Source organism: Flaviramulus sp. BrNp1-15, from assembly GCF_022259695.1.
GTDB lineage: Bacteria > Bacteroidota > Bacteroidia > Flavobacteriales > Flavobacteriaceae > BrNp1-15.
In genome coordinates this window covers 2,052,669-2,067,340 of record NZ_CP092099.1, presented here as the reverse complement: position 1 = coordinate 2,067,340, position 14,672 = coordinate 2,052,669, and the positions used below count along the sequence as shown (strand labels likewise).

Genomic DNA, 14,672 nt, shown 5'->3' with positions numbered 1-14,672 from the left:
GTTACTACGCTGTAACCGCATACATTTTATCTCGCAACTCTTTAATCTTCTTATCTTGCATGTACTCATCAAAAGTAGTGTATCGGTCTATTACACCATTAGGCGTTAACTCTACTACTCTATTAGCAACAGTTTGTGCGAACTCATGATCGTGAGTAGTAAATAAAACTGTGCCTTTAAAGTTTTTAAGTGAATTATTAAATGCTGTAATACTCTCTAAGTCTAAGTGATTTGTAGGTTCATCAAGCATTAAAACGTTTGCTCTCACCATCATCATTCTACTTAACATACAACGTACTTTTTCACCTCCAGAAAGCACATTTGATTTTTTAAGTGCTTCTTCTCCACTAAAAATCATTTTTCCTAAAAACCCACGAATGTAAACTTCTTCTCTTTCCTCTTCAGTAGTTGCCCATTGGCGTAACCAATCTACTAAACTTAAATCATTTTTAAAAAATTCACTATTGTCAAGTGGTAAATACGATTGTGTTGTGGTTACACCCCAAGCAAATTTTCCTGAATCAGCTTTTTCTTTGTTGTTTATGATTTGATAAAATGCCGTTGTTGCTCTAGAATCTCTTGAAAACACAACTACTTTATCACCTTTAGCTAAGTTTAAATCTATGTTCTTAAACAAAACTTCTCCATCAATTGAAGCTTCAAGTTTATCAATATTTAATATTTGATCTCCAGCTTCTCTTTCTCTTTCAAAAATAATAGCAGGATAACGTCTACTTGTTCTTCTAATGTCGGCTATATTAAGCTTTTCAATCATTTTCTTTCTACTTGTAGCCTGTTTACTTTTTGCTACGTTTGCAGAAAAACGACGAATAAATTCTTCTAATTCTTTTTTCTTTTCTTCTGCTTTTTTATTCTGTTGTGCGTGTTGACGTGCTGCTAATTGAGACGATTCATACCAAAATGTATAATTACCAGAATAATGATTTATTTTTCCGAAGTCAATATCAGAAATATGAGTACAAACGGCATCTAAAAAGTGTCTATCATGCGAAACAACAATAACACAGTTTTCATAATTTGCTAAGAAATTTTCTAACCAAGATATAGTTTCATAATCCAAATCATTGGTAGGCTCATCCATTATCAACACATCTGGATTTCCAAACAAAGCCTGCGCTAATAACACACGTACTTTTTGTTTTCCATCTAAATCTGCCATTAACGTATAATGAAACTCCTCTTTAATACCTAGATTAGATAACATGGCAGCTGCATCACTATCGGCATTCCAACCATTCATTTCTTCAAACTCTACCTGTAGCTCTCCAATTTTTTCAGCATTTTCATCTGTATAATCAGCATATAAAGCATCTATTTCTGTTTTAATTTTAAATAATGGTTTATTTCCCATTAAAACAGTTTCCAAAACTGTATGCTCATCATATAAGTTATGATTTTGTTCTAAAACAGACATACGTTTACCAGGTTCTAGATGAACATGACCAGATGTTGGTTCTTGTTTTCCAGAAATGATTTTTAAAAATGTAGATTTTCCAGAACCATTGGCACCAATAATACCATAGCAATTGCCATTATTAAAGGTTGTGTTTACTTCATCAAAAAGAACACGTTTTCCAAATTGAACCGAAAGGTTTGATACTGATAACATAAGTTTGCTTTAATTTTTTGCAAAAGTAGAAAAATCAATATTAAAACATGAAACTTAGCTTATCTATTTTTAAGTATTTATAGTAAATTAGTAGGTTTTTGATTAGTAAATATTTAACAACGCATTAACAGGAGTTTATGAATACAAGCTATATTTTTGTATACAAATTAACTCTTTTGAATAAAAACTACTCTCACGACGGATTTATGAAGTGGCATCTTTCTATCTTATTTATTGCAATAACTTTCTTTGGCTGTAAAAAAGAAACAAAAAACACTGATATTAATTACGCCTACATTGGAGGTGAAATTATTAACCCTAATACTAACTTTATAATATTATCTAAAGACGAGGCTATTATAGACACCATAAAACTAGATGGTAGAAATAGGTTTCTTTACAAGGTTGATAATTTAAATGAAGGTATTTATACTTTTAGACATGGTGGCGAATATCAAATGCTGCTACTCGAACCCCAAGACAGTATCTTATTCAGGTTAAATACTTTAGATTTTGATGAATCGCTTGTTTACACAGGTATAGGAGATAAAAAAAATAATTATTTAATAAATGATTTTTTAGAAAATGAAAAAGAAGAAAAGCATATTCTTAAGCTTTGTCAATTAAAACCTTTAACTTACCAAAAGCATATAGACTCCATAAAAGATACTAAAGTTGCTGCTTTTAATAGTTTCAAAAAAAAATATAAAACATCTCCCCTTTTTGAAAAAATTGCCCAAGCCAATATAGATTACAGTTATTACTCCAGTAAAGAAGTATACCCTTTTATTCATTATGGAAAAAATAAAGCTGCTATTTTAAAAACCTTACCCGCCGACTTTTATGACTACAGAAAAGATATAAACTACAATGATGTATTTTTGAGTCATTATCATAATTATAATCTTTTCTTAAGAAATTATTTCAAAAATTTATCCCTGAGTGTTCATGGTGATCATTCAAATGATGAAGCTTTCAATCGAAACTCGTTATGTTACAATTTAGATAGATTAAAACTTATTGATAGTTTAGTTACCAACACCTCTATAAAAGATGAATTATTGTACTACTTTACTATTGATTATATATCAAAAAGTAAAGATGCCGAACATAATGATAAACTTTTAAAATCGTATTTAACCAAAAGCTCAAGCGAAAAAGGTAAAACAATGATGGAGAACTACACAAAATCATTAAATAGCCTTAAAGAAGGTTCTAAACTGCCAGAAATTGATGTTGTAGATTATAATAATAATGAACTTAAAATTAATTCATTAATAAAATCCCCTACAGTTATTAGTTTTTGGTCTCACACTTATTATCAGCACTTCAAAGAGAGTCATTATAAGTTAAAGGAATTAAAAGTGAAGTATCCTGAAATAAATTTTATTAGTATAAATATTGATGATTACGAAATAGATAAATCTAAAAAGTTGTTATCTGGTCATGGTTTTGATTCTAAAAATGAATACAAGTTCAAAAACCTTAAGTTAGCAAATGAAACGTTAGCTATTTATCCGTTAACAAAAACCATATTAATTGATAAAAACAGAGATATTGTTAATAGTAATACTAACATATTTTCTATTAAGTTTGAAGAGGAAGTACTTGGGTTAATAAACAGATAGTTTATAACTTATAATGATTCATTAGAAGTTTTTCATAAACTTTATCTGGTAAAATTCGTTTAAGTACAATAGAAAATTTCTGCATAAACTCCCCCACTTTATAATGCCCTTTTGGGTTTTGGGTATTGATGATTTTATATACCGCTTTAGCCATTATATTTGGGTCGCTACCATTATCAACATGACTGTTCATTAGTTCTAAAGTATTTCCATAAGGTTTTTTATAAGGAGATTTATCAAGAAGTGGTGCATGATATCTTCCTGCTGCAATATTTGTTGCAAAATCTCCAGGAGCAACATTAGTCATTTTAATATTAAAATCTTTCAACTCCATTCTAAAAGCTTCAGTTAAAAGCTCTAAAGCACCTTTACTAGCGCTATAAACACCTCTGTAAGGTAAACCCATGTAACCTGCTATAGATGTAATATTTATAATTAATCCAGATTGTTGTTTCCGCATCTGTGGTAACACCGCTTTAATGACATTAATTGGTCCGAAAAAATTAGTATCAAAATTGTTTTTAATTTCATCTTCTGGAATTTCTTCAATGGGTCCAGTAATACCTGCACCTGCATTGTTTATTACAATGTCTAATCTGTTTTCTGTTTTTATAATTTCTGAAACAGTTTTTTGTATTGTTTCATTATTTTTAACATCTAATGCCAGAATAGGAAACTTACTGTCTTTATAATTATCAGGATTTCTACTCGTACCATAAACTATAAAACCTTTTTCTTTTAGAAATTCACCAATAGATTTCCCAATACCAGAAGAACCACCTGTTATTAAAACAACTTTAGACATTTATATGAAATTTTTGAGTTTAAAGATAGGAAGATTTACCAAACTAAAAGGCATAAAAAAAGGCAAGCTACCTACATCACACCGCTACGACCATTTACCTTTGCTTCGTTCCCGACCTGGAGGATTCAACAGGAGCTGGTTGTGTAGGACTTGCCGGCTGCAAAGATACAACCTTTTAAAATTTTAACAATGATTTTTTAAACTGATTTTAAATAAATATCTTGCTATAAATTTAAAATTTAAGATGAATACATTCAAATATCTAACAATCATATTTTTAAGTGGATTAATAATTTCATGTGGATCTAATTCTAGTCAGAAAAAAAATGATTTTAGTATAAAAACAAACGCAATTAAAGGCAATATTTCTAATAATGAAACTTTAAAATTGTCATTAGAAAATAAAAAAAATCATACCATAGATTCTGTGTCGTATACTCTTGAAGACATCTCTATTAATGATAATTTTGCTTTAAAAGATTTTAAATTAGGTAAGCATACTATTGAGGCCACTGTTTATTTTAATAATGAAAAACAAACAACAACCTCAACGGTTACAATTTTAAATAGTGAGCTTCCCAAAGTTTATACCTTTGAAATTATTAATGAATATCCTCATGATATAACGTCTTACACTCAAGGTATTGAATTTTTAAATGATACACTTTATGAAAGCACAGGTCAATACAAAGAATCTAAACTTAGAAAAGTAAACTATAAAACAGGTGAAGTTATTAAGAATATTGACTTAGCTAATGAGTATTTTGGTGAAGGACTTACCATTTTAAATAACAAAGTATATCAGCTTACTTGGAAAGAAGGTACTGGTTTTGTTTACGATATAAATACTTTTGAAAAATTAAGCAGTTTTAGATACGGAAACAGTAAAGAAGGTTGGGGTTTATGTAATAATGACAACACAATCTATAAAAGTGATGGAACAGAAAAAATATGGCTTTTAAACCCTGAAACTTTAGTTGAAGAGGAATTTATTCAAGTTTACACTAATAAAGGGAAAATAGTAGGTATTAATGAAATGGAATGGATAAACGGGCAAATTTATGCCAACCGCTACCAAAAAAACGGAGTAGCCATTATTAACCCAACTAATGGTGCTGTAACTGGTGTTATTGATTTTACACCTTTAACTAAAAAAGTTACGCAACATGAAGGTTTAGATGTTTTAAACGGCATTGCTTATAACCCAAACACTAAAACTATTTTTGTGACAGGTAAACGCTGGGATAAATTATTTGAGGTTGAAATTGTTGAGAAATAGTAAGCACTCTAAAAAAATTAATGTACCGGACTCTGAGTACAAGGACAATTACTAATACCTTGTAAAAAGTCTAAACCTATAGTAATTACATGCGTACCCGAGTTATAACCAGATAAATCATTTATAGTAACTTGGTAAGCATAACCAAAATAAAATATAGACTTTTTAAATCCTGCCATTGGACCAAGGTTTAAAGGTTTTAGAAATTGGTCATTTAAAAAACGATAAGATATCCCAGCCCAAAAATAATCTTCATTTCTGTTGAATTTTCTAAACTTAAAATTTAAATCGGTTGCAGAACGTTTATCACTGGTAAACATTTGATAAAAAATAGAAGGTTCATATTCTAAACCACTTTTCTTTGGTCCTCTAAATGTATATCCTGAATAAACCTGATAATTTAAAAGTAAATTAGGTTCAAAAACTCTGGCAGCACCATCAAAATCTTTATCAAGCATATTATTAAGATTTAAGCTTAAAAAGAAACCTTTTAGCCTGTATAAGGCACCAATATCAAAATTATGATTTGTTGTACGCCTATCATCTGTGACAAACGGGTCTAGTGTTGGGTTTTCGTAAGTTGTATTAAAATTGTCTATGTCAATTCTAAAATTATTAATGTTATATGAAATACCAAATGACAGATACATTTTCGAGTAATAATCTAAAATAAGGTGATGTGCAAAAGAGAATTTAGCACCTGTTTGTATGGTATTACCATTTCTATCATTATAAAAAGACAAACCAACACCTGAACGGTCTGCAATTCTAAAATCTCCGTAAACAGATTGATTATCTGGTGCACCTTTTATTCCAACCCATTGCGTTAAGCCATTAGCACGAAGTTTTAAATTATCGCCAATACCTGCGTAAGTTGGTGATACCACAAAGTTATTATCTGCTAACTGTTGCGTAAATACTGGTAAATTTAACTCTTGTCCATAACCCTTAACTAAGACTATGAAGATGAAATATAATATTAATTTTTGCGATTGCATAATTCTTATATTGAGGGATTAAATACTATTAATTTTATCTATAAAGTGTAAAGTGACCAACAAAATCACGGTTATCATTTCTATCATTCAATTTCACAACATACCAATAATCTCCAGTAGGAAGTTCTTTTCCGTTATACATTCCGTTCCATTTCTCACCAACTCTTAATGTTACTATTTTACGACCATATCTATCAAAAATATCGAAGGTTAATTCGCTGTATTGATTTGTACAACCAGGTCCCCATTCATCTAAAGTTCCATCTCCATTAGGAGTGAAATAATTCGGAATACATACATCTATATACTCAAAGTACCTTGTTGCACTTACTATACATCCATTGCTATCAGTAACCTCAACGGTATAGTCGCCAGACTCATAAATAACGAATGTATTTTCACTTCCATAGTTTTCACCATTTAGAGTATATTCATAATCGCCAGAGCCTCCATCTGTTACAGCTATTATTTGATTTATTTCTCCGTCTTCTAAAACTAAAGCTAACGGATCAAATTGCTCGATTTCAAAATCCAGAACAACTTCACAAGCATTTGTATGTCTAACTGTAATGAAATGGTCTCCTGCTAAAATATCTGTGAACACATTACTTGCTTGAAAAGCACCTCCATCTAAAGAATAATCTAAATCTGCTAAGTCAACTGTATTATCATCTACAGTTACAGTAACCATATTACTTGTTGCATCAACGCTATTTGTACAATACTCAATATCTAGCTCAGCTTCAATAAGTACAGATGTTGGGAATGTAATATTCCATTCTGTTGGACAATCTAAAGCATCCAATACATAAACGATATGGTCGCCACCTGCTAAACCTGTAAAATCAAATTGAGTTTGTGTTGCTGTACCAACAGTATAAGTTCCATCTATATCATCTAATGCAACCCTATATGGCATTTCACCACCAGAAATTTCTATACTAAACTCACCATCTAAATCACCACTACAAGCTTCTGGAATTATTGAATTTGGCACTATAGTAAGTACAACCGGTATTGGATCTTCAATGACAAAATCAAAAAGTACAAAACAACCTAATTCATCTTGAGCTATAGCCTGATAATTCCCAGCTGAAAGATTTTCGAATGTAGATGTTTCAAAGAACTGATCCATTCTTGGTGAAATAGCATATTTTATAATACCCGTTCCTCCAGAAGCAGTTATTTCTAACATACCATTATTTACACCAGGACAAGTTACATTTGAAGCTACAAAGTTTGCAGTTAATGGTAAACTAGGTTCTGTAATAGGAATTTGCGCTGTTGTTGTTAAACAATCTCCACTATCCACTCTTACTTGATAATTTCCAACTGAAAGGTTTGTGAAAACACCCGGACTATCTTGCGTTACAGGCGTAATAGGATTTCCTAAAGTATCTTCTAATGTATAAACATAGCTACCTAAACCACCTTGAGCAGTAGCTACAATAACACCAGTGTTATCACCAGCACAATTAATAGTAGCATTAGTAACATCTAAATCAATGTCTAGAGTTGGTAATGGGTCTATAGTTATCTCGTTAGAAACAGAGGCTATACATCCATTTGCATCTCTTACATAGTATTGATAATTTCCTGGAGTTACAGAAAATGTAATCGATGAGCTAAATGTTCCTAATATAGATAAAAAAGTATCACTCTCACTATATTCATAAGCTCCCGTTCCTCCTGTAGCACTCAGTGTTAATTCTGAATCCGTTAAACATGTTTGTGATGTTGCTTTAACTAAACTTGCTTGTATTTCTGTTGGTTCAGTAATCACCACATTTGGTGAATTAAACGAACAGTTATAACCATCGGTGACAACAATATTATATGTTCCTGATCCTAAATCAGTAAATATTGGTGATGTTTGTGGACCTGACGAACTTACTATTGGAGAAACCATATGTAATGTATATGAATAATTACCTCCTTCTCCACCTGTTACTGCACTAACTGTTATTGAAGCATTAGTGTCTCCAAAACAAGATAATAGTGTAGGTGTAGCAGTTACAGTTGCGTCTATTGGTGTAGGAATACTAAGTATTACATCATCTGAAGCAATACATCCCTGTGCGTCTCTAACATTTATGGTATAATTTCCAGCTGATAGATTTGTAAATGTACCGCTAGATGAGTAAGCTACTGTTGCAGCACCTGTTAATTCATACTCATAAGTTCCCCAACCACCTTCTGCAATTGCAGTGATAGTTCCAGAATTATTATCACAACTAACGTTAGAAGTTTCAGTAGCATTAACTAATAATGTTGATGGAGGCGATTCTACAATAACCACTCCAGATGTAGCTGAACAAAAAGGATATGCAGTTTCGTTAATCACTACTGTATAGCTATCTGCCAGAAGTCCTGAGATTAAAATAGGATTAGTTGATGTATTTGCAGAAACTATTCCAAATACAGAAGTAGATGAGCTATCAAACACCTCATAAGTATAAGCACCAGTATAACCATTTACATTAAGTTCAAAAGCACCATTATTATCTCCAAAACATGTTACAACGGTTGGAGAACCAACAGTTACTGTTGGAGGTATTGCTGCTGGAACAAATATGGTAACATCTTCAGAACAAATCGTTGTCATATCTGATATTGTAACTGTATAAGTTCCTGAAGGTACTCCAGAAAAAACATTGCCTGATAAACTTATTGATGCTGGATTTGGGCTTATTGAGTACATAAAACTACCAGAACCTCCAGAACCTGTAATCGTTATTTCTCCATCATCATCATTACAACTTGGTAATGTAGTTACTTCTGGTATTAATTCTAATGGAGCTTCTATATTAACTGTTACTAAATTACCACAACCGTTAGCATCTTGTATTTCTACTGTATGTGTTCCAGACGATAGATTAGATAAGGTAAATGGAGCTGTTCGTGTTTGAAAAGCACCGCCATCAATACTATAACTATATGGTGCTATTCCTGCAGAAGTTAAAGTTACATCAATTTCAAAATTACCTTCAGTAACTGTACATTGATTATTTACTAGAGCATCAATTACTGGCTCAGGATCTTGAGACAATACTAAAACAGGAGTAGTTCTTATACACCCGTAAGCATCAATAACATGTACATAGTAACTTCCTGCATCCATATTAAATACATTAGCTGAAGCCCATGAAGGATCTGATGCTAATGGTGGTATTGCTGAAGTTGTAATTTGATACAAGTATGGAGCAGTACCATCACTTGCAATGGCACTAATTACTCCAGAGTTTGGATTACAATTAGCATTTTGGTCTACTGTTGCATTAATATCTAATTCAAAAGCAGATTCTGTTATATTGAAAGGTACTGTGATAACACTACATCCAGCATTGGGTCCTGATGTTTCTGTAATTAAAACAAAATAGTTTCCAAAAGGCAAAGCTCCTAAATTATTAATTGGTAAAGAGCCTCCCGCAGGTACTATTCCTGATCCACTCACACCTGCTGAAACTAATGACAAAGAATCATAAATTTCATAATCTACATTTGTTGCTACTCCATAAATACTATTTATTGTAAAAGATACATTTCCATCTGCACTTCCTGTACAAGTAATATTATTAGATGTTAAGGCATCAGCTGTTAATGTTGAGCTTGTTGGAACTGGTGTTGTTGCAGTTTCATAGTAACTACATCCTGTAGAATCATCATAAACTATAAACGTATAAGTAACTCCTGGTAACAATCCTGTGAATGTAGCAGATTGACTACCCGGACTATCTTCAGCTACCCAAGTTCCACCTGGTGGAGCTGGTGGAACAAATCCTCTGTAAATATCAAAGTAAAAAGGACCTATTCCTACTAATGTTGTTCCTATATCTACAATTGCCTCTCCTCCTGTTATACAATCTGCAATAGTATTAATAGAAATATCTAAATCATTTGGTGGTGATGCCACTAAAACATCTTGAACTAATACAGAACACCCATTAGAATCAACTACATTAATTTGATATAGTCCAAAATCAACTACATCAAACGTCGTAGAAGTTGTTCCTGAAGCATTTAATTCTGAAGCAGAATATCCATTAGTTCCAGTAACATAATAATTATAAGGTGCCGTTCCTCCTGTTACACCATTTACTATAACAGATCCAAATGAAACACCACTTGCACTACAGGTTATTGGAACAGTACTATGTGTTATATTTATAGGATTTGGCTCTAGAATAGTAATATTTTCTGTATCAGTACAAGAATTAGAATCTGTTAACGTAATGGTATAATCTCCTGCGGTTAAGCCTGAAGTTTGAGTACCATAGTCTGTTCCTGTTGTATTATTGAATACGTTTATTACAAATGCAGGTGTACCTACTGTATTATTTATTGTTATATCAATTGCAGCATTATTATCTCCACTACATAAAATAAATTGAGTTTGTACAACTGAAATTATTTCTGGTAATGAAATAACATTAATAGTTTGCACTGAAGATTCTGCAGTACAACCATTAGCATCTGTAATTAAAAATTGATACGTTCCATCAGTTGGAGCTGTATGTGAAAATGATGAACCTGTTACAGAATTTGTTGCACCATAACCGCCTCCATTAAATGATACTTGATATGAAAATGGTGCCACACCACTTAATATTGTTCCCGTAATAATTCCGTCTGGTGACGCTGTACAGTCTAAACCTTTAGTTATTACCATATTTACAGTTACTGGTGGCAATGGTGAAATGGTATAAGACTCTGTATAAATACAATCGTTAGCATCTCTAACCTCAAATGTATAAGTATCAGGAGCTAACCCAGAAAACACATTTGATGTTTGGTAACCTGTTGCAGAAGCTGCTGGTAGTATAATTCTATATTCTAAAGGTGTTGTTCCTCCAGTAGAAGTTAATGTAACATCAGTAGTTACTGTTGGACAGCTTAATGGTGGATTACTAAAATCTAAATCTGTTGGTGGATTTAAAGAATCTATATTTATAGATGATAACATAACTGTACAGTTATTCGCATCTCTAACTCTTACTGTATAAGTTCCATTAGTTAAACCAGAAAACGTAGTTCCTGTTTGAAATGTTGTTCCATCTAAACTATATTCATAAGGCGCAGTTCCTCCTGAAACACCAGAAACTGTAATTTCTCCATTAGTAGTACATGTATAAGGTGCTGTTAAATCAGCTGTTCCATTAATTGCTGTTGCAGCTGTAATAGTTATAGTTTGAGGAGTAGTTACACAAACATCTGGTCCCATTGTATATTGAACTACAACATCATAATCACCAGCTGTTAAACCCGTAAAAATAGGAGAACTAAAAAATGTTACTCCATTATCAATACTATATTCTAAAGTATTTCCGTTAGGGTTTGTTACATTAATTTCTATGGAACCCGAATTCACTTCATCAGCACATAAAATATCGGTTTGTGATACTGTGAAATCTGGTGCAGGAGTTACATCAACAGTTATTGATACATCAACCGAACAGTTATTAAAGTCTACTACTGTAATATTATAAATACCTGCTGTTGGAACATTAATTATTGGGGTTCCTTGAAATACAGTTGCACTATTTACAAAATACGAATATGGTGGTGTACCTCCAACTGGATAAACAGTAATTTCACCATCAGTACAAGTTAAAGGCTGTGTAAGCGCTGCAGTAGCTTCTAATAATGGTGGGTTTATAATTTCAATATCTTCTGTATAAGTACAGCCATCTTCCGTTGAAACATTTACAGTATAAATCCCTGGATTTAAATTATCAAAAGTATAATCATTTTCAGTTATAGGTCCAACACTATTTACAAGTGTGGCGCCATCATAAATTGAAAAGAAATATTGCGGACGAACATCATTTGCAGCTAATACCACACTACCTAATTCTCCATAACATAACGGTTGGGTAATTACAGTTGATACTGTAAAATCTCTATCTCTTATTTGTACATCTGGTACTGAAAAAATACAAGGGTTTGGCGAAACACCAATTTGTCTCACATAAACATTATAAAGTCCAGCAGTAGTAACAGAAAACACATTACTTGTTTGATAGTTTGTACCATCAATACTATATTCATAACCACTTGGTACCCCACCTACAGTAATTTCACCTGATGTTGTACAATAAATATCTCTAGATGTAACCGTAGGAATTAGTAAATTGGTATAAACATTGAAATAGAATTGATTAAAACAACCCCCATCATAGTTTAAGGTTAATCTATATTGTCCTGCTGTATCTATATTGAAATCTGGACCTGTAGCCACTTGATTCCAAGTACATGCCGAATCTTCATTAGCACAATCCTGATTAGCCACTGCTGTACAGCTAGTTTCATCTAATTGTTCCCATATTATAGACGTGGTATCGGTAATTCCTGTTTGAATCAATCTTGAATCATTAGCACCACATAAATAAAAGTTTGGTAATAGTTTTCCATCATTAGGGCACGTAACAACTTCATCTGCAAATGGAATAACAGGATTTGTAACACCTGCACCAAACGTAATAACCTCAAAAACCTGATCTATGGATTGACATGGAGCTATTGCGGTATTATGAACATAATATGTTCCCGTTTCAGTAACCGTAATAGATTGTGTAGTTCCTATTACTGGTGTTCCTGATGGACTTGTAGACCATGAATAAGCATCGTAACCATTACCTGCTGTTAAGGTAACACTAGCACCACAAAGAATTACTTCTTCTCTAAAATCACAATTTAAGTCTGCTAAAAAGTTTGTAGCTCCTGGAGTTAACAAACAACCTGTGTTTGTAGCAAAACTTGGATCGTCTGATATTGTGAAATCTGGATTAATTGTTCCTTGATAAGTCGAATATGCTTGGTTATTAATTACATTTGAGCATGCATCATTTAATAAACTACACGATGCAACCACAGTTACCATAAAACGAATTTCTGTAACAGGATCATTCTGTTCTACAACAGATTCATCTATACTAAAAACAATTTCTCTTGTTGATGGATCATAACTTTGAACCGTTACTCCAGGTGGTAAAACACCCAAATCTGTGGGATAATTAAACACAATATTTATAGGAAGAATGTCTCGTATAGTAAGATTTGTGGCATCATCATTTCCTGTATTTTGGAAACCTATTGTATAATATAATTCATCTCCAAGATCTACTAATTGTCCGCCAATGTCATTACCAAATTCGTCTTCTACAATTTTAGTAAGTACAATATTAGGTGCTATAATTTCAATAGCAAAAGCACTAAAATAATAGTAATAAATATCTAACGTACTTCCTAAACTGATAGTTGCCGATGTTGCTCCATTGGCAATTAATGTGTTACCTGGATTTGGAATTGGTATAATACCAGCATCAAAACCAAGTGTGTTAGAACCACCAGGGTTTCTTGTAGTAAAAAGTTCTGGTGTATTGGTAGCTGGGTCTATATAGGAAACTGTACTATTAAAGAAATTATTACCCGGTCTAATTACAGTACCAGCGTTATTGGTAGCATCAATGGTTGTTCCATTTAAACGTAAGTAGTCTCCTGTATATCTTCTATCCCCTTCAATGGTGCTAAAAGCAAAATTTGCTCTTACTGGTCCAGTGGGTATAGTTCTAAAACCTGAAATTGGAAAGGTTTCACTAACAGTACTTGTAATTCTTGTAAACCCATCAAAAGAAGTTATGTATTTACTTGGTAAAAGTGGATCTTCATAAACCACAAAAAGTGACCAACCAGCCGAAAGCCCTTCAGAATTTGGCTTTGGACCTATAAGTGATGAAATATTAGCTACACCATAAGTTCCCTCTGGATCTGCCAATGCAGTAACCATATCTGTTACATCATGATAATAAACATAAGTGTTAGAATTGTTATTATTTGATGCGTTTTGATAATATACTTCTGTACCCGTTATATCAACATAAGAACCTCCTGGTACTCTAAATTTAATATCAGAAATTGGTTCGTTACCATTAACAACTGCACTCCAATACAAGCCTGCATAAACTATTTGATAACAATTAACATCATTTGGTACATCTAAATCTGCTGTACTAGAGTTAAATGTTGTAGAGTCACCATCTACATCTACATAAACAGCTGCATCAATTCTATCGTTAGTATCATTACCATTATATGGATCTGTTGGATGTAAACCTACATTACTATTTCCTATAAGAAGTATATCTCCTTTAATTGCTTGATCATATCTAGGAGAAAAAGGCACAAGATTTTGCCCCATACTACTAAAGCAAAATAACAATGTAAAAAGAATAAGTAGGTTATTCAAATAAGTAGTTTTTTTCATGGTCGATTATATTTAGCCTTTCTTTTCTACTTGGGGGACTTCAAAAAGAACTATTATTCGTTAGTTATA

General features: G+C 32.3%; 6 protein-coding genes and 1 other RNA gene. 2 read left to right on the top strand and 5 right to left on the bottom strand.

The genetic code is table 11. The features are described from left to right. Positions 1-4 precede the first annotated feature (4 nt). Positions 5-1,630 carry an ABC-F family ATP-binding cassette domain-containing protein gene (locus MBM09_RS09060; protein WP_238673383.1) on the bottom strand — a complete coding sequence of 542 codons (1,626 nt, stop codon included), beginning with the start codon at positions 1,628-1,630 and terminating at the stop codon, positions 5-7. Between the two features lie 176 nt (positions 1,631-1,806). On the opposite strand from MBM09_RS09060, the gene MBM09_RS09055 reads away from it, so the two are divergent. Further along, on the top strand, positions 1,807-3,258 hold the full coding sequence (locus tag MBM09_RS09055) for a hypothetical protein (RefSeq protein ID WP_238673382.1): 1,452 nt from the start codon (positions 1,807-1,809) through the stop codon (positions 3,256-3,258). Position 3,259: 1 nt separating this feature from the next. On the opposite strand, the gene MBM09_RS09050 is transcribed toward MBM09_RS09055, so the two are convergent. Next, positions 3,260-4,063 (bottom strand): SDR family oxidoreductase, encoded by an 804-nt coding sequence (locus MBM09_RS09050; protein WP_238673381.1) that lies wholly within the window; start codon positions 4,061-4,063, stop codon positions 3,260-3,262. Positions 4,064-4,120: 57 nt separating this feature from the next. Next, positions 4,121-4,219: signal recognition particle sRNA small type (gene ffs, locus MBM09_RS09045), an RNA gene on the bottom strand. An 88-nt stretch (positions 4,220-4,307) separates the two neighbouring features. On the opposite strand from ffs, the gene MBM09_RS09040 reads away from it, so the two are divergent. Then, positions 4,308-5,342 carry a glutaminyl-peptide cyclotransferase gene (locus MBM09_RS09040; protein WP_238673380.1) on the top strand — a complete coding sequence of 345 codons (1,035 nt, stop codon included), beginning with the start codon at positions 4,308-4,310 and terminating at the stop codon, positions 5,340-5,342. A gap of 17 nt (positions 5,343-5,359) precedes the next feature. On the opposite strand, the gene MBM09_RS09035 is transcribed toward MBM09_RS09040, so the two are convergent. After that, a complete protein-coding gene (locus tag MBM09_RS09035) occupies positions 5,360-6,340 on the bottom strand; it encodes a type IX secretion system membrane protein PorP/SprF (RefSeq protein ID WP_238673379.1) in 981 nt (326 codons plus the stop codon). 34 nt (positions 6,341-6,374) lie between these two features. Next, positions 6,375-14,603 (bottom strand): T9SS type B sorting domain-containing protein, encoded by an 8,229-nt coding sequence (locus tag MBM09_RS09030; RefSeq protein WP_238673378.1) that lies wholly within the window; start codon positions 14,601-14,603, stop codon positions 6,375-6,377. Positions 14,604-14,672 lie beyond the last annotated feature (69 nt).